Source organism: Streptomyces sp. LZ34 (assembly GCF_053890475.1).
Window position 1 is genome coordinate 9,674,503 of the sequence record NZ_CM132680.1, and the last position, 20,288, is coordinate 9,694,790.

At 70.2% G+C, this 20,288-nt stretch carries 20 protein-coding genes; 11 read left to right on the forward strand and 9 right to left on the reverse strand.

Features of this window, described 5'->3' with window-relative positions:
* Positions 1–31: 31 nt before the first annotated feature.
* Together ACWY4P_RS41635 and ACWY4P_RS41640 are read right to left on the reverse strand one after the other, a co-directional pair.
* Entirely contained in the window at positions 32–1,582 is a 1,551-nt protein-coding gene (locus ACWY4P_RS41635; protein WP_456205968.1) for a S8 family peptidase, read from the reverse strand.
* Between the two features lie 89 nt (positions 1,583–1,671).
* Positions 1,672–3,243, reverse strand: a complete 1,572-nt coding sequence (locus ACWY4P_RS41640; protein WP_456205970.1) for a S8 family serine peptidase — start codon at positions 3,241–3,243, stop codon at positions 1,672–1,674.
* A 275-nt stretch (positions 3,244–3,518) separates the two neighbouring features.
* Between ACWY4P_RS41640 and ACWY4P_RS41645 the strand changes: the two genes are divergently transcribed.
* The 3 genes from ACWY4P_RS41645 (at position 3,519) to moaA (ending at position 6,622) form a co-directional block, all read left to right on the forward strand.
* Positions 3,519–3,875: a DUF485 domain-containing protein gene (locus ACWY4P_RS41645; protein WP_456205972.1), complete on the forward strand. Its 357-nt coding sequence runs from the start codon at positions 3,519–3,521 to the stop codon at positions 3,873–3,875.
* Positions 3,872–5,473 (forward strand): solute symporter family protein, encoded by a 1,602-nt coding sequence (locus ACWY4P_RS41650; RefSeq protein WP_456205974.1) that lies wholly within the window; start codon positions 3,872–3,874, stop codon positions 5,471–5,473. The genes ACWY4P_RS41645 and ACWY4P_RS41650 overlap by 4 nt, the downstream gene beginning before the upstream one ends.
* 159 nt (positions 5,474–5,632) lie before the next feature.
* Positions 5,633–6,622 carry a GTP 3',8-cyclase MoaA gene (gene moaA / locus ACWY4P_RS41655; protein WP_456205976.1) on the forward strand — a complete coding sequence of 330 codons (990 nt, stop codon included), beginning with the start codon at positions 5,633–5,635 and terminating at the stop codon, positions 6,620–6,622.
* On the opposite strand, the gene ACWY4P_RS41660 is transcribed toward moaA, so the two are convergent.
* Together ACWY4P_RS41660 and ACWY4P_RS41665 are read right to left on the reverse strand one after the other, a co-directional pair.
* The gene (locus ACWY4P_RS41660) at positions 6,605–6,832 is read right to left on the reverse strand and encodes a hypothetical protein (protein WP_456205978.1); all 228 of its coding nucleotides are present in this window, start codon (positions 6,830–6,832) and stop codon (positions 6,605–6,607) included. The two genes, moaA and ACWY4P_RS41660, sit on opposite strands and share 18 nt — an antisense overlap.
* Positions 6,833–7,025: 193 nt before the next feature.
* On the reverse strand, positions 7,026–7,415 hold the full coding sequence (locus ACWY4P_RS41665; protein WP_456205980.1) for a DUF3099 domain-containing protein: 390 nt from the start codon (positions 7,413–7,415) through the stop codon (positions 7,026–7,028).
* A gap of 208 nt (positions 7,416–7,623) precedes the next feature.
* Between ACWY4P_RS41665 and ACWY4P_RS41670 the strand changes: the two genes are divergently transcribed.
* The gene (locus tag ACWY4P_RS41670; RefSeq protein ID WP_456205982.1) at positions 7,624–7,908 is read left to right on the forward strand and encodes a GlsB/YeaQ/YmgE family stress response membrane protein; all 285 of its coding nucleotides are present in this window, start codon (positions 7,624–7,626) and stop codon (positions 7,906–7,908) included.
* Positions 7,909–8,034: 126 nt separating this feature from the next.
* Here ACWY4P_RS41670 and tyrS read toward each other — a convergent pair whose 3' ends face one another.
* From tyrS to ACWY4P_RS41685, 3 genes are all read right to left on the reverse strand, one after another.
* On the reverse strand, positions 8,035–9,453 hold the full coding sequence (gene tyrS / locus ACWY4P_RS41675; RefSeq protein WP_456205984.1) for a tyrosine--tRNA ligase: 1,419 nt from the start codon (positions 9,451–9,453) through the stop codon (positions 8,035–8,037).
* Between the two features lie 103 nt (positions 9,454–9,556).
* Positions 9,557–10,966, reverse strand: coding sequence for a metallopeptidase TldD-related protein (locus ACWY4P_RS41680; protein WP_456205985.1), 1,410 nt, complete (start codon positions 10,964–10,966; stop codon positions 9,557–9,559).
* Entirely contained in the window at positions 10,963–12,489 is a 1,527-nt protein-coding gene (locus ACWY4P_RS41685) for a TldD/PmbA family protein (protein WP_456205987.1), read from the reverse strand. The genes ACWY4P_RS41680 and ACWY4P_RS41685 overlap by 4 nt, the downstream gene beginning before the upstream one ends.
* A 242-nt stretch (positions 12,490–12,731) precedes the next feature.
* Here ACWY4P_RS41685 and ACWY4P_RS41690 point away from each other — a divergent pair, with 242 nt between their 5' ends.
* The gene (locus tag ACWY4P_RS41690; RefSeq protein WP_456205989.1) at positions 12,732–13,457 is read left to right on the forward strand and encodes a hypothetical protein; all 726 of its coding nucleotides are present in this window, start codon (positions 12,732–12,734) and stop codon (positions 13,455–13,457) included.
* Between the two features lie 11 nt (positions 13,458–13,468).
* Here the strand turns inward: ACWY4P_RS41690 and ACWY4P_RS41695 are convergent, their stop codons facing one another.
* A complete protein-coding gene (locus ACWY4P_RS41695; RefSeq protein ID WP_456213232.1) occupies positions 13,469–14,767 on the reverse strand; it encodes a phosphatase PAP2 family protein in 1,299 nt (432 codons plus the stop codon).
* 697 nt (positions 14,768–15,464) lie between these two features.
* Here ACWY4P_RS41695 and fabG point away from each other — a divergent pair.
* From fabG to ACWY4P_RS41710, 3 genes are all read left to right on the forward strand, one after another.
* Positions 15,465–16,169, forward strand: coding sequence for a 3-oxoacyl-[acyl-carrier-protein] reductase (gene fabG, locus ACWY4P_RS41700; protein WP_456205991.1), 705 nt, complete (start codon positions 15,465–15,467; stop codon positions 16,167–16,169).
* 5 nt (positions 16,170–16,174) lie between these two features.
* Positions 16,175–16,945, forward strand: coding sequence for an enoyl-ACP reductase FabI (gene fabI / locus ACWY4P_RS41705; RefSeq protein WP_319697407.1), 771 nt, complete (start codon positions 16,175–16,177; stop codon positions 16,943–16,945).
* A gap of 207 nt (positions 16,946–17,152) precedes the next feature.
* Positions 17,153–17,476: a hypothetical protein gene (locus tag ACWY4P_RS41710; protein ID WP_456205994.1), complete on the forward strand. Its 324-nt coding sequence runs from the start codon at positions 17,153–17,155 to the stop codon at positions 17,474–17,476.
* A gap of 28 nt (positions 17,477–17,504) precedes the next feature.
* Here the strand turns inward: ACWY4P_RS41710 and ACWY4P_RS41715 are convergent, their stop codons facing one another.
* Complete coding sequence (locus ACWY4P_RS41715) at positions 17,505–18,200, reverse strand: FadR/GntR family transcriptional regulator (protein WP_456205995.1); 696 nt, start codon at positions 18,198–18,200, stop codon at positions 17,505–17,507.
* A gap of 115 nt (positions 18,201–18,315) precedes the next feature.
* Between ACWY4P_RS41715 and ACWY4P_RS41720 the strand changes: the two genes are divergently transcribed.
* From ACWY4P_RS41720 to ACWY4P_RS41730, 3 genes are all read left to right on the forward strand, one after another.
* The gene (locus ACWY4P_RS41720) at positions 18,316–19,602 is read left to right on the forward strand and encodes a CynX/NimT family MFS transporter (RefSeq protein ID WP_456205997.1); all 1,287 of its coding nucleotides are present in this window, start codon (positions 18,316–18,318) and stop codon (positions 19,600–19,602) included.
* 71 nt (positions 19,603–19,673) lie between these two features.
* Positions 19,674–19,790 carry an SGM_5486 family transporter-associated protein gene (locus ACWY4P_RS41725; RefSeq protein WP_456205999.1) on the forward strand — a complete coding sequence of 39 codons (117 nt, stop codon included), beginning with the start codon at positions 19,674–19,676 and terminating at the stop codon, positions 19,788–19,790.
* A 187-nt stretch (positions 19,791–19,977) separates the two neighbouring features.
* Positions 19,978–20,187, forward strand: a complete 210-nt coding sequence (locus ACWY4P_RS41730) for a hypothetical protein (protein WP_456206001.1) — start codon at positions 19,978–19,980, stop codon at positions 20,185–20,187.
* Positions 20,188–20,288: the final 101 nt, after the last annotated feature.

Consider the following 20,288-nt stretch of genomic DNA (forward strand, 5'->3'; position numbering starts at 1 on the left):
CGCCCGACGGCCCGTGCATTGTGTCAGTGCCTCACTTGGTGACCGCGTCCAGGGCGTCCGCGGTCCCCGCCCCGTAGAAGCCGTTGTACGCGGCGCTGCCCTCGCACACCGCGTCGGCCTCGCCGTCCCCGTCGATGTCGTACGGGCTGGGGCAGGCGGTGTCGTCGGCCTGGGCCTTGAGCAGCGCCTTGACCTGCCAGGCGGAGGCGTGCGGGTGGGTGCTCTTGATGAGCGCCGCGACGCCGGCCACATGCGGGGAGGCCATGGAGGTGCCCGCCATGTAGCCGTACTTCCCGCCCGGGAGGGTGTTGTAGATCAGCCCGCTCTCCGCCGGGGGCTCCGGCTTCTGGTACACGGTGCTGTCGCCGCCGGGGGCCGCGATGTCGATGACGCCGAGGCCGTAGTTGGAGAAGGAGGACTTGAGCCCCTTGGCCCCGGTCGAGGCCACGGTGACCACGCCCGGCAGCTGGGTGGGGATGTCCAGGCAGGTGCGCGGGTCGATCTCCCGGTCGCCGGGGGTGGTGTCGTTGGGGCTGGAGGGGTCGGTGATGGAGTCGGCGGCCAGGTCGTAGCTCTCGTTGCCCGCCGCGGCCACATTGACCACGCCCTTGCTCTCCGCGTACCGCGAGGCCCGGGTGACGGCCTCGACCAGGGCCTTCTGGTCCGGGTCGGTGGTGCAGTTGAAGTACCAGGGGTCGGTGTAATAGCTGTTGTTGGTGACGTCCACGCCGTGCTCGGCGGCCCAGACGAAGCCGCACACCACGGCCTCGGTGTAGAAGAAGCCGTCGGTCGTGGACACCTTGATGCCGGAGACCTTGACCCCCGGCGCCACGCCGGTGACCCCGATGCCGTTCTTCGCGGCGGCGATCTCCCCGGCGACATGGGTGCCGTGCGGGCTCTCGGAGGCCGAGGGCCGCCAGGCGCCGTCGGTGGTGTCCGGCTTGCCGGTGACGCAGTTGACCGACGCCTTGCGGTCGAAGTTCGGGGCGAGGTCGGGGTGGGTGTCGTCCACGCCGGTGTCGATCACGCCCACGGTGACGCCCCGGCTGCCCAGGCTCTTCTCATGGGCCTTGTCCGCCTTGATCGCGGGCAGGTCCCACTGCAGCGGCTCCAGCGGGTCCTGTCCGGCGGCGGCCTGCGCGGCCACGGCCTTCTGCTGCTCCTCGGTCAGGATCTGCGGCGCGCCGGTGTCGGTGGTGGACTGGGCGGGCAGCGGGGCGGTGCGGGTGGCGCCCGCGGAGGCGACGCCGCGCACCTGACGGATCGTCTTGGCGAAATCGGGGTCGGCGGAGTGGACGACGATGACGCCGATCCGGTCGTACGCCGTGACGACGCTGCCCCCGGCCTCGGCGATGGCCTTCTTCACCCGGGCCGCGTTCCCGAGGCCGGGGCGGGTGTTGACGACATAGCTCAGCGACGGGCCGTCGGCCGCGGCGCCGGAGGCCCGGGCCGAGCCGCCGACGGAGCTGCCGGAGCCGGTGGCGGCGGCGGTCGTGGGCAGGAAGGCCAGGGCGGCGGTGAGCGCCAGGGCGGCGGGTATCGCGGCGGTGCGCGGCGCCAGGGAGGAGGAGCGCGACGTCATGGGTACTCCGGTTGTGGTGGATGGGCGGGCTTCGGTATGGGGCATCACGGGACGATCGCTCACTTGGCGACCGCTCACGGGACGGTCGCTCACTTGGCGACCGCGTCCAGCGCGTCGACGATGCCGTAGCCGTAGAAGCTGTTGATGTGCTTGGTGCCGGTGCAGGTGGCGTCCGTGTCGCCGTCACCGTCCGGGTCGTACGGCCCGGTGGGGCAGCCCGGGTTGTCCGCCTGGGCCTTCAGCAGCCACTGGATCTCCTGCGGGCTCGCCTTGGGGTGCGTGCTCTTCAGCAGCGCCGCGACCCCCGCCACATGGGGCGAGGCCATCGAGGTGCCCTGGAGATAGCCGTAGTCGCCGCCGGGCATGGTGGACAGGATGCGGCCGTCCTTGGCGGGCAGCTCGGGCACCTGGTACTTGTCACCGCCCGGGCCCGCCACATCGACCTGGCCCAGGCCGTAGCTGGAGTAGTACGACTTCAGGGACGTGACGCCGGTCGCGGCGACCGTGACGACGCCGGGGAGCTGGGTGGGCACGTCCGGGCAGACCGACGGGTCGACGGTGCGCTCCACGGGGGTGGTGTCGTTGGGGCTCGTGGTGTCGGTGAGCGAGCCGGCCGCGAGGTCGTCGCTGGAGTTGCCCGCCGAGGCGACGTTGACCACGCCCTTGCGCTGGGCGTACGCCGTGGCCCGGCCGACCGCGTCGGTGATCGCCTTCTGGTCCGGGTCGGCGGCGCAGTTGTACTTCCACGGGTCGACGAAGTAGCTGTTGTTCGTCACCTCGACGCCGTGGTCGGCCGCGAAGACGAAGGCGCACACCACGCTCTCCGCGTAGAACAGGCTCGTCGTCGGCTCACTGACCTTGATGGCGGAGACCTTCACCCCGGGCGCGACGCCGGCCACGCCCACGCCGTTGCGCGCGGCGGCGATCTCCCCGGCCACATGCGTGCCGTGGTAGTCCTCGGCCGGGTTCCACGGGCGCCAGGCGCCCGGGCTGGTGTCGGCGACGCCGCCGACGCAGCTGGCGGACTGGGCCCGGGAGAAGTTGGGGGCCAGGTCGGGGTGGGTGTCGTCCACGCCGGTGTCGATGACGGCGACGGTGACCTTACGGCTGCCCGGGTTGACCTTGGCGGCCTGGTCGGCCTTGATGGCAGGGATGTCCCACTGGAGGGACTCCAGCGGCTCCTGCCCGGCGGCCAGCGCCTTCGCCGCGGTGGTCGCCGAGGTGCGGGGCGCCGTCACCTTCTCGGGCCTGCCGACCTCGGTGGTGGCGGCCGGGGTCAGCGGCGCGGTGCGGGTCGCGCCCGCCGACTGGACGCCGCGCACCTGACGGATCGTCTTGGCGAAGTCAGGGTTCGCCGAATGGGCGATGATGACTCCTATTCGGTCATAGGCGGTCACCACCGTGCCGTGCGAGGCCGTGATCGCCTTCTTCACCGCGCCGACGGTGCCGTGGTCGGCGGCGGTGTTGACCACGTACGACAGCGACGGGCCGTCAGCCGTGGCCGAAGAGGGGAGGGCCGAAGAGGTGGGCGCGCCCCGGGGGATGGCCGAGGCAGCCTGGGGGAGCAGGACGAGGGACGCGGTGAGCGCCAGCCCGGCCGGCACCGCCGCCAGGGCGCGCCGTCGTCTGGTGCCTGGACGTGCCGGTCTGTGATGAGCCATGGGGTCTCCACATCATCCGTACAGACCGCCCGGCGCGAGTCGCGCGTAGGCGGGTACATGACGAGCGAAACTATCGTCGATCAAGGGCCCCCATCAAGGCATTCCGGAGGAAAACGCGCCACAGTACCCGGAGTCAATCACTCCGCCGACTTCTTCCCTCCTTTCAACTACCTGCCTCTGTCGGTCGGCCCGGCGTCGCCCTAACATGCGTGATCTGGATCACTAGAACCGTCGTACATGCGTCCCGCTAAGAACGCCATTCACCGGGAGAGACCGTGGACACCGCGCCGGCCAGCGATCGCCCTGGCGATCAGCGACAACAAGAACATCCCCCGTACGCCGAGGTGCAAGCGAGTGAGGAGTTCGGCGAACTGCGCCGCGCCCACCGCTCGTTCGCCTTCCCGCTCACCATCGCGTTCGTCAGCTGGTACCTGCTGTACGTCCTGCTGTCCAACTACGCGGACGGCTTCATGGACACCAAGGTGGCCGGCAACATCAACGTCGCCCTGGTGCTCGGCCTCGGCCAGTTCCTGACCACCTTCCTCATCGCCTGGTGGTACTCCCGGCACGCCGCCGCCAAGCTCGACCCGCGGTCCGCGGCGATCAAGTCCAGCATGGGAGGCGACGCATGAGTTTCCATCAGCTCGCGGTCGAGAGCGCGTCGGACCACCGGCCACTGATCATCACCCTCTTCTCGGTCTTCGTCGCCGCGACCCTCGGCATCACCGTATGGGCCGGCCGCCAGACCAAGGACGCCAACGACTTCTACGCCGGCGGCCGCTCCTTCAGCGGCTTCCAGAACGGCCTGGCCATCTCCGGCGACTACATGTCCGCCGCGTCCTTCCTCGGCATCGCCGGCGCCATCGCGCTCACCGGCTACGACGGCTTCCTGTACTCGATCGGCTTCCTCGTCGCCTGGCTGGTCGCCCTGCTGCTGGTCGCCGAGCCGCTGCGCAACACCGGCCGGTACACGATGGGCGATGTGCTCGCCTACCGGATGCGCCAGCGCCCGGTCCGCACCGCCGCGGGCGTCTCCACCATCGTCGTGTCGATCTTCTACCTGCTGGCCCAGATGGCGGGCGCGGGCGTACTGGTCTCCCTCCTGCTGGGCATCACCAGCGAGGCCGGGAAGATCCTCATCGTCGTCCTCGTCGGCGTGGTGATGGTCCTCTACGTGTCCATCGGCGGCATGAAGGGCACCACCTGGGTGCAGATGGTCAAGGCCGTGATGCTGATCGCGGGCGCCCTGCTGATGACCTTCCTGGTGCTGCTGAAGTTCGACTTCAACGTGTCCGAGCTACTGGGCGAGGCGGCGAAGAACAGCAAGATGGGCCACGCGTTCCTGGAGCCGGGCCTGAAGTACGGGGCGACCGGCACCACCAAGCTCGACTTCATCTCGCTCGGCCTCGCCCTGGTGCTCGGCACCGCGGGCCTGCCGCACATCCTCATCCGCTTCTACACCGTCCCCACGGCCAAGGCCGCCCGTAAGTCGGTGAACTGGGCGATCGGCATCATCGGCGTGTTCTATCTGATGACCATCGCACTGGGCTTCGGCGCCGCCGCGCTGCTGGACAAGAAGACCATCACCGATTCGAACCCGGCCGGGAACACCGCCGCACCCCTGCTCGCCGACGAACTCGGCGGCCCGGTGCTGCTGGCCGTGATCTCCGCCGTGGCGTTCGCGACGATCCTCGCCGTCGTCGCCGGGCTCACCCTCGCCTCCTCGTCCTCCTTCGCCCACGACCTGTACGCCAACGTCATCCGCAAGGGCCAGGCGACACAGGAGGAGGAGGTCAGGGCCGCGCGCTGGGCGACCGTCGGCATCGGCATCGTCGCGATCGTGCTCGGGGTCTTCGCCCGGGACCTCAACGTCGCCGGACTCGTCGCGCTGGCCTTCGCGGTCGCCGCGTCCGCCAACCTCCCGACGATCCTGTACAGCCTGTTCTGGAAGCGGTTCACCACCCAGGGCGCGCTGTGGTCCATCTACGGCGGGCTGGCCTCCTCCGTCTTCCTGGTGCTCTTCTCGCCGGTCGTCTCCGGCAATCCGAAGAGCTCGATGTTCAAGGGCGTCGACTTCCACTGGTTCCCGCTGGAGAACCCGGGGCTGATCTCCATCCCCCTCGGCTTCCTGCTCGGCTGGGTGGGGTCCCTGCTGTCCAAGGAGAAGCCGGACAAGGCCAAGTACGCCGAGCTGGAGGTGCGCTCGCTCACCGGCTACGGCGCGCACTGACGCCCCGCCCCCGGAGAGCTCCGGCGGCCCCGCCACAGACCGGCTCGACAACGCGGTGAGATTCACGAAACGCCGAATGTCACAGGCGTCGCGTACGCTGCGGTTGACCGAAGCGTAAAGAAGGCGCGACATCGGGCACGAGTTTGTGGAGGGGCCGCCATGCTGATCGACACCTACGGTCGTATAGCCACGGACCTGCGCGTCTCCCTCACCGACCGCTGTAATCTGCGCTGCACCTACTGCATGCCGGAAGAGGGCCTGCAGTGGCTCGCCAAGCCCGACCTCCTCACCGATGACGAGATCGTCCGGCTGATCCGGATAGCCGTCACCGACCTCGGGGTCACCGAGGTCCGCTTCACCGGTGGCGAGCCGCTGCTGCGCCCCGGGCTCGTCGGCATCGTCGAGCGCTGCGCCGCCCTCGACCCGCGCCCCCAAATATCGCTCACCACCAACGGCATCGGCCTGGAGCGCACCGCGGCCGCCCTGCGCGCCGCGGGCCTGGACCGGGTCAATGTCTCGCTGGACACGCTGCGCCCCGAGGTCTTCCAGGCCATGACCCGGCGCAAGCGCCACGCCGATGTGCTGCGCGGCCTGGAGGCGGCCGGCGCCGCCGGGCTCGCCCCAGTGAAGGTCAATGCGGTGCTGATGCCCGGGCTCAACGACGACGAGGCCCCTGACCTGCTCGCCTGGGCCATCGCGCACCAGTACGAGCTGCGCTTCATCGAGCAGATGCCGCTGGACGCCCAGCACGGCTGGAAGCGCGACGGCATGATCACGGCAGGTGACATCCTGGCCTCGCTGCGCACCCGCTTCGAGCTGACCCCCGAAGGCGACGAGGAGCGCGGCTCCGCGCCCGCCGAGCGCTGGCTGGTCGACGGCGGCCCGGCCCGCGTCGGGGTCATCGCCTCCGTCACCCGCCCCTTCTGCCGCGCCTGCGACCGCACCCGGCTCACCGCCGACGGACAGGTGCGCACCTGTCTGTTCGCCCGCGAGGAGTCCGATCTGCGCGGGGCGCTGCGCTCCGGCGCGCCGGATCCGGAGATCGCCCGGCTGTGGCGGCTGGCGATGTGGGGGAAGAAGGCCGGCTCCGGGCTGGACGACCCCTCGTTCCTCCAGCCCGACCGCCCGATGTCAGCGATCGGCGGCTGACGACCACTCCTCCAGGGTCACCACGTCCTTCAGAAAGCCGCGCACCCCGAGGAACTCGGACAGATACCCGCGGTGCTCCTCGCACGCCAGCCAGGTCTTGCGCCGCTCGGGCGTGTGAATCTTCGGGTTGTTCCAGGCCAGCACCCACACGGCGGGGGCACGGCAGCCCTTCGCGGAGCAGATCACGGCGTCGGTCTCGGGAGTGTTCACACCGCAGACTCTACGGAAGTCGCCTCGGACATGACGACGCCGGGCAGCCACGGGGGGAGCCGCCCGGCGTCGGTCCGTCGCTCCGACGGGGGATGCGGAGCGCGTACGAAGTATGTCACGAGGGATGGGGCCGAGTGCACCGGAACCGCGCTATTGATCTGAGGTTTTCTTGAGCTTACGGAATCGGCCCAGGTCAGCCGTGTTCCGCGCGTCCATCTTCGGAGGGCGCTCCGGCGTCTTCCGGGACGGATTCCGCCCGGGCGGACGCGGAACCACCTTTCTCCTGACCGGAGATGAGCATCGGACGGTGCGGCACGGGGACGAAGGTGGAGGGGAGCGAGGGGGCGTTCTCCCGGCCCGCGTTGGCTATCACCACGGCGATGTACGGCAGCACCACACCCAGCACCAGGGCCACTATGGCCACATGCCGCTCCACGTTCCACAGCACCGCGGCCAGGATGACGGACACGGTCCGGACCGACATCGAGATGACGTAGCGGCGCTGCCGGCGGCGCACATCGTCGGCCAGCCCCTGCCGGGCCCCGGTGATCCGGAAGACCTCGGTTTCGCTGTGCTTCCGCATCACGTTCCACCACCCGATAGCCCTGCCGGAACTCCCCGCTTCCGGACGTACCCCACGTTACGCCCGAAGCCCAGGGGGTACACGGGTGGGGCGCCCTCGCGGGGGGCGGCATCGCTACGCCGTACCGCGTACGGCGGACTACGGCGTGCGTCGCATCACTACCGGCCGAAGACTGGCAGGAACACACACGCCGGGTCAGGAGGTGACCATGAACTGGCTGTGGGCCATTGTCGTAGGTCTGGTGCTCGGTGTGCTCGCCCGGGCCATCCTGCCGGGCAGACAGCACATCCCGCTCTGGCTGACGACGATCTTCGGCATCCTCGGCGCCATCGTGGGCAACGCGGTGGCCGGCTGGGTCGGACTCCGGCACACCGAGGGCTTCGACTGGATGCGGCACCTGCTCCAGCTCGCCGGGGCGGTGCTGATCGTCGCCGCGGGCACGCCGCTGTACGCCTCGATCCGCGGGGACCGGCGACGGAGAGAACGGGCCTGAGCGGCGGGACGGACGGCGGGGGCCGGAACGCTCGGTGGACGCGCACCGCCCCCCCCGCTCACCCGGCTGACACGGCTGGCTCACCGGGGCGGGCACCCCGCCCCGGCCCCGCGGCGGGCGAGATGCCTATAGCCCCCGCACCCGGGCGATCTTCCGCCCCGCCTTGAGGTAGACGCTCCCCGAGTCGGCGGTGAGCCCGGCGCCCGCCAGGGTCTCCGCCGCCACCTCGGCCAGCGGCCGCACCGCCTGCGCCTCGGTGAGCACCGCGGACTCCTGCCCGCCCTCGGTCTCGATGACCAGGCGCAGACCGTTCTGCTTGGCGACCCGGCGGGCCGCCGAGGCGCTCGGCTGGAACTGGAGCACCTTGCTCAGCACGGTCGCGATCGACTCGGCGCCGTGCTCCGCCGCGTCGACCTCCGGCAGCGTCTCGACGTCCGTGAACGACTTCTTCGAGAACTGCGCCACGAACCCGGCGCGCGCCGCCATGGCCGCCGCCACGCCGTACAGCGCCGTCACCACCTCGCCCGCCAGTACCTTCTTCAGGTCCATCGGGTGCAGCGACCGGTCCTCCAGCCGCCCCTTCACGAGGTCGATCTCGCTGTCGGTCCACTCCGTCCAGGCCCGCAAGTACGGCGCCATCAAGCGGTCCGGAATCGACATGATCTTGCCGAAGACGTCCTCGGCGGTCGCGGACAGCGGGATGTAGTTGCCCTTGGACTTGGACATCTTGGCGCCGGTGCCGTCCGTGCCCTCGATCAGCGGCATGGTGACGACCAGCTGCGGCCGCTGCCCCCGCAGCTCCATCAGCTTGCGGCCCATCTGCAGATTGAGCAGCTGGTCAGCGCCGCCCAGCTCGATATCGCACTCCAGCGCGACCGAGTCGAGCCCCTGGGCGATCGGGTAGAGCAGCTCCGACATGGTCAGGCCGGAACCCTCGGCCAGCCGGTTGCGGAAGTCGTCGCGCTGCAACAGCTGGGAGGCCGGCACCTGGGCGAGCAGCCCCAGCAGCTCCGGGAAGGTGTACGGCGCCAGCCACTCGCTGTTCTGCCGGAAGCTGACCTTCTCGAAGTCGAAGAAGGGCCGGACCTGTTCCCGGTAGCCCGCCAGATTCCGGGCGATGTCCTCGTCGGTGAGCGGCGGCCGCTCGGCCGTGCGCCCGGTGGGGTCGCCGATCTTGGCGGTGAAGTCACCGATGAGCAGGGTGACGTCGTGCCCCATCCGCTGGAAGCGGCTGAGGACGGCCATCGGGACGGCGTGGCCGAGGTGCACATCGGCGGCCGTCGGGTCGATGCCCAGCTTGAGGTGCAGACCCCGGCCCGCCGTCCGGCGCTCCTCGATCCGCTCGGCCAGCTGGTCCACGCCCGGCAGGACCTCGACCGCACGCGCCGCGATCAGCTCGGCCTGCTCCTTCGCCGACAGGTCCGTCAGGTCCAGATAGCGCCGGGAGCCCGTCTCCTCGAGCAGCTCCTCCACGGTCTTTTCGGAGGAGAGGTCTGCGGTGAGCAGTGCGCTGGCGCGGGCGACGGATTCGCCGAGGCGTGTCATGGCGTTCCTGGTAGTAGTCGGGAATCGATGGATGGATGGGCGTGGACCAGTCTATTCGGCCGATTCGCACGGCCGGATCACGCGGCCGGTTCACACGGGCGGATCACACGCCCTTGCTGACGGAGCTCATGTTGAAGTCCGGGACCCGCAGCGCGGGCATCGCGGCCCGCGTGAACCAGTCCCCCCACTCCCGCGGCAGCGTCCGCTCGGTGCGGCCCGCCTCGGTCGCCCGGGACAGCAGGCTCACCGGCGATTCGTTGAACCTGAAGTTGTTCACCTCGCCGACGACCTCACCGCCCTCCACGAGATAGACCCCGTCCCGGGTCAGCCCGGTGAGCAGCAGCGTGGCCGGGTCGACCTCGCGGATGTACCACAGACAGGTCAGCAGCAGGCAGCGCTCTCCGTGGTCCGTAGCCGCCACCATCTCCTCCAGCGAGCGCGGCCCGCCCCCCTCCAGGATCAGATTGTCGATCCCGGGGGCCACCGGCAGATCCGTCAGGCCCGCCGTGTGGCGCGTGGTGATCAGCTGGTTGAGCACGCCGTCCCGGATCCAGTCGGTGGCGGGCAGCGGCAGCCCGTTGTCGAACACCGACGCGTCGTCCCCGGAGGAGTGCGCGATCACAAACGGCGCCGCCTCCAGACCGGGCGCCGCCGGGTCGCTGCGCAGCGTCAGCGGCAAGTCGGTCAGCTTCTCGCCGACCCGCGTACCGCCGCCCGGCTTGGAGAAGACCGTGCGGCCCTCCACCGCATCCCGCGCCGCCGAGGACCAGAACTGGTAGATCAGCAGGTCGGCGACCGCCGTCGGGGGCAGCAGCGTCTCGTACCGCCCGGCCGGAAGGTCGACCTTCCGCTGCGCCCACCCCAGCCGCCGGGCGAGCTCGGCGTCGATCGCGGCCGGGTCCACGTCCTTGAAGTCGCGCGTCGCCTGACCGGCCCACGCCGAGCGGGTGCGGTCCGGGGACTTGGCGTTGATCTCCAGCGTGCCGGTCGGCTGGTCGTGGCGCAGCCGCAGCCCCGTGGATGTGCCCAGGTAGCTGGTGACGACCTCGTGGTTGGCGAACCCGTACAACTCCCGGCCGCCCGCCCGCGCCTGTGCGAAGGACTCGCCGAGGGCGGGCGCGAAGGCCGCGAACACCTCGGAGGAGGTCTCGTCGGGCGCGTCGGTGAAGGCAGCCGGGACAGCCCCCGCACCGGCGGCCTCCACCAGCGGCTGGGCGTCCTCGGCCGGCCCGGCCTCCCGGGCGGCGGCCTCGGCGGCCCGCACCAGCGGCTCCAGATCCTCGGCGGTGACGGCCGACCGGGACACCACACCGGAGGCGGCGCCCTGGCCGCCGTCGACCGTGGCCACGACCGTGAGCGTGCGGCCTCGGGTCACGCCGTTGGTCGTCAGGGCGTTGCCCGCCCAGCGCAGATTGGCGGTGGAGCGCTCATTGGCGATCACCACGCAACCGTCCGCCCGGGACAGCTCCAGGGCCCGCTCGACGACCTCGTGAGGCTTGTTGACGCCGCTCATGCACCCGCCTCCTGCGTGGTGTTCAAAATATTGACGTTCCGGAAGAGGGCGGACGGGCAGCCGTGTGAGACGGCGGCGATCTGACCCGGCTGAGCCTTGCCGCAGTTGAAGGCGCCACCCAGGACATACGTCTGCGGGCCGCCGACCGCGGCCATCGAGCCCCAGAAGTCGGTGGTCGTGGCCTGGTAGGCGAAGTCCCGCACCTGCCCCGCCAGCCGCCCGTTCTCGATCCTGAACGCCCGCTGCGCGGTGAACTGGAAGTTGTAGCGCTGCATGTCGATGGACCACGAGCGGTCACCCACGAGATACAGCCCCCGCTCGACGCCGCCGATCAGCTCCTCGGTCGAGGGCCCGTCCGGCGCGGGCTGGAGCGACACGTTCGCCATCCGCTGGACCGGCACATGACCGGGGGAGTCGGCGAAGGCACACCCGTTGGACCGCTCGAAACCGGTCAGCCTGGCGATCCTGCGGTCCAGCTGATACCCGACCAGCGTGCCGTCGCGGACCAGATCCCAGGACTGCGCGGCCACCCCCTCGTCGTCGTAGCCGATGGAGGCCAGCCCGTGCTCGGCGGTCCGGTCGCCCGTGACGTTCATGATCTCGGAGCCGTACTTGAGCTTGCCCAACTGGTCGAACGTGGCGAACGAGGTGCCCGCGTACGCCGCCTCGTAGCCGAGCGCGCGGTCCAACTCGGTCGCGTGCCCGATCGACTCATGAATCGTCAGCCACAGATTCGACGGGTCGATCACCAGGTCGTACGCCCCCGCCTCGACCGACGGCGCCCGCATCTTCTCCGCCAGCAGCTCCGGGATCTCCGCCAGCTCCGCGTCCCAGTCCCGGCCGCCCGCCCCGGTCAGATACTCCCAGCCGCGCCCGACCGGCGGGGCGAGCGTGCGCATCGAATCGAACTCACCGCTGTCCGGATCCACCGCGACCGCCGTGAGCTGCGGGTGCACTCGGACGCGCTGCTGGGTCGTCGTGGTGCCCGCGGTGTCCGCATAGAACTTGTTCTCCTGCACGGTCAGCAGCGACGCGTCCGCATGCGCGACCCCCTCGGCCGCCAGCAGCCGCTCGCTCCAGTCCGTGAGCAGTCCGGTCTTGTCCGCGTCCGGCACATCGAAGGGGTTGATCTCGTAAGACGAGACCCAGGTCCGATCCTCGTGCACCGGCTCATCCGCCAGCTCCACCCGCTCCTCGGACCCCGAAGCCTGGATCACCTTCCCCGACAGCTTCGCCATCGCCACCGCCTGCGCGGCCACCCGCGCCGCCGCGTCCATGCTCAGGTCCACCCCCGACGCGAACCCCCAGGTCCCGCCATGCACCACCCGCACCGCGTACCCCAGGTCCGTGGTGTCCGAAGACCCCGCAGGCTTACCGTCCCGCAGCCGCCAGGCCGCGCTGCGCACCCGCTCAAAGCGGAAGTCGGCATGATCGGCCCCCAACGCGCGGGCGCGCGCGAGGGCCGCGTCGGCGAGTGCGCGCAGTGGTAGCGCGAGGAAGGACGGATCGATCTCATGCGGCACGGGCGACTCCCCTTCGTCGGTGTGTGACCGGTCGATATGTGTCCGTCCGCAGTGAACCACGCCGCTACGCCCCGGGTGCGGTTAATTCCCGTCGAGCCCGGGGGTGGGGGAGCGGGCGGCGACGCGCCCGGGCGTCATGGCCTGAAGCAGGTGCCATGGCTTGCCTGCCGCCATCGTTTGAGGCTCGGAGCCGTCTAGGGTCGGAAGACTGGGCCTGGCGATGACTCGGATCAGGAGATCGCTTGCCGCAGCCTGCCGATCCACCTCGAACAGGTCTCCGTATTAATCTCGTAAAACAGCTCCGGAGCGGAGATTTCAAAAAGGAGCTGACGTCGGTTCCCGCCAGTGTCACCACACTGATCACCTCCGGGAAGCTGCCGCCGGAATTCACCGCATTTTTCACCCCTGCCGCAGAGCTGACTGAAGGGACGGGCTGGTCTCATGTCGCGTCAGCTGTGGACGAATATCTGGCGGCCGGAGGCGTGGACGAGAACCTGCGCGGTGCCCTGGCACTCGCCGGGGCGTACGGCCGCCTGGACGACCTGGAAGACAGCACGGACCCGGACGACATGGACGCGAGCAACGGCCGGGTCGTCGAACTGCTAGAGGAAGCCGAAGCCAACGGCGTCGCCGAGGACGAGACCTCTGAACTGTGGTGGTATTCCGAACACATACGGAGTCTCGCAGCCAAGATGAGCGATCAGATCGCGGAAATCAGCCCCTGGGACAGCGAGTTCAGCGGCTGTTTTGACCGCATCGATGTCGGCTGGTGCCGTCTGCTGCACGACGCGGCCCGTGTCGACGGACCGGAGGCGGCGCTGTTGGGCACTGGTGTGACGGACATCATCGAGGTGATCATTGAGGAGTGGCTGAAGGCCGCTGAGGAGGCCGGCAGGTCGGACCTGCCGGTAACCGAGGATGAATACCGCATCTTTGAGCTGGCCCTGGCCGAAGCGCCCGCAGCCTGATGGAACATGACTCAAACCAGTTCGGGTTGCGGTTCCGGTTGCAGCGCTGGTGCGGCCTTCGGTTCCCACAGTTTGGTGGTCCGTACGTAGCCGTAGATGACCGAGGCCATCGCCAGAATGAGAAGTGGGCCGAACACCCACGGATGTCTGGCCATTTCCATCGGCAGATAGCGATATGACACCAGGAGCGCAGCGAAGACCGTGGTGCCGTAGGTGACCAGCTGGATTCCTGACCGGTCCCAGCCACGGTCGAGTGAGCGCAGCGCTGCCTCGATGGTGAGCGTGAACACCACGCCGGCGATGAGGTCCACGCCGTAGTGGTAGCCGAAGCCCAGGGTTGCGCCGAGCGTGGCAATCAGCCAGAACGTCCCTGCGAATCGCAGGATTCGTGGGCCCTTGCGGGAATGAATGAAGATCGCGGTAGCCCATGCCGTGTGGAGGCTGGGCATGCAGTTGCGCGGGGTGATCGCGTCGTATGGCACCGGGTGCGGGGTAGCGATCGGCGGCGGGGTGTCCGGCCACAGGTCGGCTATCGCCCAGTGCACGCCGCCGGTGCCGAAGGCGCCCGGGCCGTAGGCGAAGATCGGTCCGACCACCGGGAAGATCATGTAGATGGCCGGCCCGAGGAGACCGATGACCAGGAAGGTGCGCACCAGGTGATGGCGCGGGAAGCGGCGCTCGACCGCTACGTTGCGCAGCTGGTACAGCGCGACGACAACCGCGGCCACCGCGAGCTGGGCGTAGACCCAGTCGAGGAGATGGGTGCCGATCGGGCTGGTGGCGTTGAGAATCCGGCCTGCCAGCCACGACGGGTTGCCCAGCGCGTGATCGGCGGTTGCCACGTACTGGTCGAGCACCGTCGGGCGGGTCTTCGAGGTGATGAGCAGCCAGGTGTCGCCGGTCTTGCGGCCGGCCACCAGCACCAGGCCCAGCCCGACGCCCTTCAGCAGCAGGACACGTTCCCGGCCGGTGCGGCGCGTGACCGCGATGACCGCACAGCCCAACATCACCCACAACGCGCCGTTGCCGAAGGGGTGGCCTTCGGCCACCTTGGCGTCGGCCGCCCACCGCACCAGCACGAAGACGATGTCGATGCCGATCGCGGCACCAGCCGCGATGAACCGTTGCCGCCAGGTGAGCACCACCATCATCAACGCCATACCGGCGTACAACAGTGGGCCCGATTTGGGGGCGAATATCACCTCTTGCGCCTGGGTGGTCATCGGTCCCGGTAGGCCATAGCGACGTGCGGCGATCTCCAGCGCGATGAAGAATCCGAGGGTCGCCACACCCGCCGTGGCCCACAGTATCGCCCGTGGTCGACGCCACCCGGTGGACGTGATTCTGTGGTTTATTCGCGAAAACACCCGCGATGCTCTAGATGTCAATTGTTTGGCCGATTTGTTAGATGTCAGGTAGAGAGGTCACTCTTCGTGCCGGACAGCGTGGTTTTCCGGTGAAGGACGGGCATGGGGGCGCTCGTCGTGAGTGCGATCATGTTATCGGAGCGGTTTGGACGGGCGGGTTTCGCTGCTCACGGCGTCACTCCCGTACGGCGCACTTTCCGTGCCCCGTGCAGCGACCCTGAGTGCCCGCGAGCAGTCCGGCCAGGCTATGCATGCTTCGCCACGCTCGGTGACGTGAATGGCGAAAATCCCCCTGGCAATACGCCCGGCTGCGGCGCGCAACTCCCGGCCCCGCCCGGTATGCCCGCATCGAGGTGTCCGATGCCCGAGGCGAACGGCGCCCCGAGTTCGCGAACACAGGTGCGGTCGGTCATCCGAGTGACACGATGGGTGAAAGCGAGACGGTCGTCACGTCGCTTTCCGAGAGGGTCTGCCCGGACCCGCTGTTCGGTGCGCCTTCTGTAGGAAGTCGACAGTGACCGGCAGGTGCCCCTGTGCGTGCTCGATTCCCCGGCCCGGCCGTTTGCCCGATAGTTTGCGTACACAAGGGTCGCCACACACAGTGACGCCCGGCACGACATCCAACAGAGAGGGTGGTCCCTTGAGCCGCTCGGTTCTCGTCACCGGAGGAAACCGCGGCATCGGCCTCGCCGTGGCCCGTGCCTTCGCCGACGCAGGCGACAAGGTCGCCATCACCTACCGGTCCGGGGAGCCGCCGGCCGGCTTTCTCGCGGTCAAGTGCGACATCACCGAGCCCGAGCAGGTCGAGCAGGCGTACAAGGAGATCGAGGAGAAGCACGGCCCGGTCGAGGTGCTGGTGGCCAACGCCGGCATTACCCGCGACCAGCTGCTGATGCGGATGACGGAGGAGGACTTCTCCACCGTCCTCGACACGAACCTCACCGGTACGTTCCGGGTCGTCAAGCGCGCCAACCGCGGCATGCTGCGGGCCCGCAAGGGCCGTATCGTCCTGATCTCGTCCGTGGTCGGCCTGCTGGGCTCCGCGGGCCAGGCGAACTACGCCGCGTCCAAGGCCGGTCTGGTGGGCTTCGCCCGGTCCCTCGCCCGTGAGCTCGGTTCGCGCAGCATCACGGTCAACGTGGTCGCGCCCGGTTTCGTCGACACCGACATGACCCGCGTGCTCGACGAGAAGCAGCGGGAGCAATACGTCAAGCAGGTGCCGCTCGCACGCTATGCGCAGCCCGAGGAGATCGCCGCCTCGGTCCGCTTCCTGGCCTCCGATGAGGCCGCGTACATCACTGGAGCCGTCATCCCTGTCGACGGCGGATTGGGCATGGGTCACTGAACGTCATGAGTGGAATTCTCGCCGGTAAGCGCATCCTGGTCACGGGCGTCATCACCGAGGCGTCCATCGCCTTCCACGCCGCCAAGCTCGCCCAGGACGAGGGCGCCGAAGTCATCCTCACCGGCTTCGGCCGGGTCTCCCTCGTCGAGCGGATCGCCAAGCGGCTGCCCAAGCCCGCTCCGGTCATCGAGCTGGACGTGCAGAACCAGGAGCAGCTGGACGGCCTGGCCGACAAGGTCCGCGAGCACCTCGGCGAGGGTGTCGACCTGGACGGCGTCGTGCACTCCATCGCTTTCGGCCCGCAGGGCGCGTTCAACTTCCTGGAGGGGTCCTGGGAGGACGTGTCCACCGCCGTGCATGTCTCGGCGTACTCGCTCAAGGCGCTGACCATGGCCTGCCTGCCGGTCATGCCTCGGGGCGGCTCGATCGTCGGTCTGACCTTCGACGCCCAGTTCGCCTGGCCGAAGTACGACTGGATGGGTGTGGCCAAGGCGGCGCTGGAGTCCACCAACCGCTACCTCGCCCGGGACCTGGGCGAGAAGAACATCCGCTGCAACCTGGTCTCCGCGGGCCCCATCAAGTCCATGGCCGCGAAGTCCATCCCGGGCTTCGAGGACCTGGCGGACGTGTGGAACCACCGCGCGCCCATCGGCTGGGACCTGAGCGACCCGGAGCCGGCCGGCCGGGGCGTCGTCGCCCTGCTGTCGGACTGGTTCCCGCGCACCACGGGTGAGATCGTGCACGTCGACGGCGGGGTGCACATGATGGGCGCCTGAGCCCGTCCGCACACTCGCTCCGTCTTTCCTGGCCCGCCGCCCCGGCTCCCGCGCTCCGCGGGGCCGGGGCGGCGGCCGTTCGCCCGTTCGGGCCAGTGCGCCGAGCGCACCGGGCGTCGTCACGCGCACTGTGGAGTATCGGGTGCGGTGGCCCCGGGCGCTGCGGCGGTTCAGCGCGGTCGAGAGCACGGTCGAGGAGGTCCTGCCATGCGCACGTCCCGTTGCGTCGCGGCCGCAGTACTGGCCGGGGCCGTGGTCGGCTTTGTCGCCGTCGCCTCGAACTCGGCCGCCCAGGAGCGCCCCCGGCCGCGCGAGGCGGCGTGCAGCACCTGGGTGCGCGGCTCGCACGCCACGGCCAGCTGCTTCAACCCCAACCCGGACACGGACCGGGTGCAGCTGCACATCGAGTGCGCGCGCTGGTGGGACCCGGATATGGACGGCCGCTCCGTCGAGGTCGGGCCGGCCCAGCACGTGCGGCTCGCGGACCGCTGCTGGAAGGAGATACGGAAGGCCTGGGTGAGCCACCGCTGAGCGGTGGGCGAAGTGGTTCGGCCGGTGGTCAGGTGGTTTCCGTACGGCCCGACCGGTCGGCGTACCGGCAGCTGAAGGGGTGGGTGCTCGCCTCGGCCGCGGCCCGCTCCCCGTGCCCGGCCCGGATCGCCTCCACCAGCCGCGCGTGGTCCACATACGTCTCGGGCCGCAGCCCGCCCTCGACGTCCCCGTGCAGAAACTGCCGCACGACCCCGCCCAAGTCGGCGTACAGCTCCGCCAGCACGTCGTTGTGCGAGGCCGCGACCACGGCCATGTGCAGCGTCGCGTCCGCCTCGACGAAGGACTCGGTGTCCCCGGAGGCCCAGGCCCGCTCCCGCCGGTCCAGCAGCGCGTCGATCTGCTTGAGGTCCTGCGCGGTACGGCGCTCCGCGGCCAGCCAGGCCGCCTTCGTCTCCAGGGCGCTGCGCAACTCGGCGACGTGCAGCGGGTCGGCGTCCGCGAAGCGGCGGTGCATCACCCCGGCCAGCTCACTGGTCGCCAGCACATAGGTGCCCGAGCCCTGCCGGATGTCCAGCAGGCCGTTGTGCGCGAGCGCGCGCACCGCCTCGCGCACGGTGTTGCGGGCCACCCCCAGCTGTTCGACCAGCTCGGGCTCGGTGGGGATCCGGGACCCCACCGGCCACTCGCCTGAGGTGATCTGGGCGCGCAGTTGGGCGATCACCTGGTCGGCGAGTGCGGAGCGCCGGGGCGAGGTCAGCGGCATGACTCTCCTGTGCCTGGGCCGGGGAAGCGGGTGCTCCCATGATGCCGTCCGGCCGTCACCGGGCGGTTACAAACCACTGGACAGCCATTCATCCCATCATTCTATGATGGCTCGCATGGCTGACCAGGATCTCGCGATTTCCGACACCGCCGCCCCGATACGGCAGCGGAGCGCTCCGGAGCCCGGCGCCGCCCCCTGGCGACGCCGCCTCGTGGTCCTCGGCCTCGTCCTCGCCGCGGTCAACCTCCGCCCCGCCGTCACCAGCCTCGGCCCGCTCCTCGAGGAAGTGCGGGCCGACCTGGGCATGAGCGGCACCGTCGCCGGGCTGCTCACCTCGATGCCCGCGGCCTGTTTCGCCCTCTTCGGCGTCGCCGCGCCCCGGCTGGCCCGCCGCTGGGGGCCGGGCGCCGTCGTCTGCGCCGGGCTAGTCGCCATCACCGCGGGCCTGGCCGTACGCCCCCTGGTGGGCGGGACCGCCGCGTTCCTCGCCGCCAGCGCGCTCGCCCTCGCCGGGATCGCCGTGGGCAACGTCCTCATGCCGGTGATCGTCAAGCGCTGGTTCCCCGACCGGGTGGGGACGATGACCGGCGTGTACTCGATGGCCCTGTCGCTTGGCACGGCCGTCGCGGCCGCCGTCACGGTCCCCGTGACCGACGCCCTCGGCGGCGGCTGGCGGGCCGGGCTCGGGGCGTGGGCGGCGCTCACGGCCGTCGCCGTGCTGCCCTGGCTGGTGCTCGGCCGCAACCGTACGGGCGGGTCCGCGGCCACGGAGGCGACCGCTGCCCCTGCTACTGCCCCCGTCGCGGCTCCAGCCCCTGCCCGTACCCGGATCACCAAGAGCCCCACGGCCTGGGCGCTGGCCGTCTTCTTCGGCCTCCAGGCCACCGGCGCCTACATCACCATGGGCTGGATGCCGCAGGTCTTCCGGGACGCCGGGGTCTCCGCCCCCACCGCCGGGCTGCTGCTCGCGGTCACCATGGTGATGGGCGTGCCGCTGTCCTTCGTACTGCCGCCGGTGGCGGCCAGGCTGCGCAGCCAGGGCCCGCTGGTGGCGATCCTGGGGGCCTTCGGGCTCGGCGGGTACGCCGGGCTGTGGCTCGCCCCCGCCCAGGGCGCCTGGGTGTGGGCGGTGCTGCTCGGTGTCTCCAACTGCGCCTTCCCGCTCGCCCTCACGATGATCGGCATGCGGGCCAGGAGCGCGGCGGGCGTGGTGCGGCTGTCCGCCTTCGCCCAGAGCACCGGGTATCTGCTGTCCATCCCCGGGCCGCTGCTGGTCGGCGCGCTCTACCAGCACAGCGGCGGCTGGGACCTGCCGATCGCGCTGATGGCCGGACTGATGCTGCCGCAGATCGCCGCCGGTCTGCTGGCGGGGCGCGACCGGGCCGTCGAGGACGAGATCTGAGCGGCCCGGCCGGCCCGCGCGAAGCGCGGGGCGGTGGTGGGACGGCGGCGGGGCGGTGGGACACTGGGGCCATGCCAGTGCTCGACGAAAACCCGCCGGACGGCCAGAAGAAGCTGCTCATCATCCTGGGCGTGATGCTGGGGATCACTGTGATCATCGGCGTGGTCGCGACCATCGCCGCGCCCTGAGGGTGTAGCTGACCCCACCATCCCTTAGGGGGCCAGGGTCAGGGGTAACTGGGTGGTTCACCGGATGGGGCCGGCCGTCGGCGCTCCGTACATTCGAGGTGTCGGAATGCGAAGGCGGGGGCCGAAGGCGCGACGCCCGTCGTCGGCCGCTCGTCACCCACCCCTCGCGCCCCGGAGGCGATCCCCTATGCCCGCGCGCACCCACCCCCGGCCCGCCCGTCCCGCCGGCCGCAGCATGGACAGCCGTCTGCCGTGGTGGGCCCTCGCGCTCCCGGCCCTGGCCTTCGCCGCCCTTCTGCTGCTCGCGGGCTCTCCCGACGCGCACGCCGCCGACGACTCCGGGACGCTGTCGCAGCTCTTCGGGCTGGTGCGGGGCGCCCTCACGCATCAGCCGTGACACCTCGCCGCCGTGGTGGCCATCCGTCCCGTCCTTACTCACCTGAGGACGAGGTCCGCTCCAACACCCTGCGCCGGGCACCCGGTTTCATGCGAAGCTGG

Excerpts from the sequence above, each read along its gene's own strand:
- ACWY4P_RS41635 (WP_456205968.1), bottom strand. The coding sequence starts at position 1,582 with ATGACGTCGCGCTCCTCCTCCCTGGCGCCGCGCACCGCCGCGATACCC.
- ACWY4P_RS41640 (WP_456205970.1), bottom strand. The coding sequence starts at position 3,243 with ATGGCTCATCACAGACCGGCACGTCCAGGCACCAGACGACGGCGCGCC.
- ACWY4P_RS41650 (WP_456205974.1), top strand. The coding sequence starts at position 3,872 with ATGAGTTTCCATCAGCTCGCGGTCGAGAGCGCGTCGGACCACCGGCCA.
- moaA (WP_456205976.1), top strand. The coding sequence starts at position 5,633 with ATGCTGATCGACACCTACGGTCGTATAGCCACGGACCTGCGCGTCTCC.
- ACWY4P_RS41665 (WP_456205980.1), bottom strand. The coding sequence starts at position 7,415 with ATGCGGAAGCACAGCGAAACCGAGGTCTTCCGGATCACCGGGGCCCGG.
- ACWY4P_RS41670 (WP_456205982.1), top strand. The coding sequence starts at position 7,624 with ATGAACTGGCTGTGGGCCATTGTCGTAGGTCTGGTGCTCGGTGTGCTC.
- tyrS (WP_456205984.1), bottom strand. The coding sequence starts at position 9,453 with ATGACACGCCTCGGCGAATCCGTCGCCCGCGCCAGCGCACTGCTCACC.
- ACWY4P_RS41680 (WP_456205985.1), bottom strand. The coding sequence starts at position 10,966 with ATGAGCGGCGTCAACAAGCCTCACGAGGTCGTCGAGCGGGCCCTGGAG.
- fabI (WP_319697407.1), top strand. The coding sequence starts at position 16,175 with ATGAGTGGAATTCTCGCCGGTAAGCGCATCCTGGTCACGGGCGTCATC.
- ACWY4P_RS41710 (WP_456205994.1), top strand. The coding sequence starts at position 17,153 with ATGCGCACGTCCCGTTGCGTCGCGGCCGCAGTACTGGCCGGGGCCGTG.
- ACWY4P_RS41715 (WP_456205995.1), bottom strand. The coding sequence starts at position 18,200 with ATGCCGCTGACCTCGCCCCGGCGCTCCGCACTCGCCGACCAGGTGATC.
- ACWY4P_RS41720 (WP_456205997.1), top strand. The coding sequence starts at position 18,316 with ATGGCTGACCAGGATCTCGCGATTTCCGACACCGCCGCCCCGATACGG.
- ACWY4P_RS41725 (WP_456205999.1), top strand. The coding sequence starts at position 19,674 with ATGCCAGTGCTCGACGAAAACCCGCCGGACGGCCAGAAGAAGCTGCTC.
- ACWY4P_RS41730 (WP_456206001.1), top strand. The coding sequence starts at position 19,978 with ATGCCCGCGCGCACCCACCCCCGGCCCGCCCGTCCCGCCGGCCGCAGC.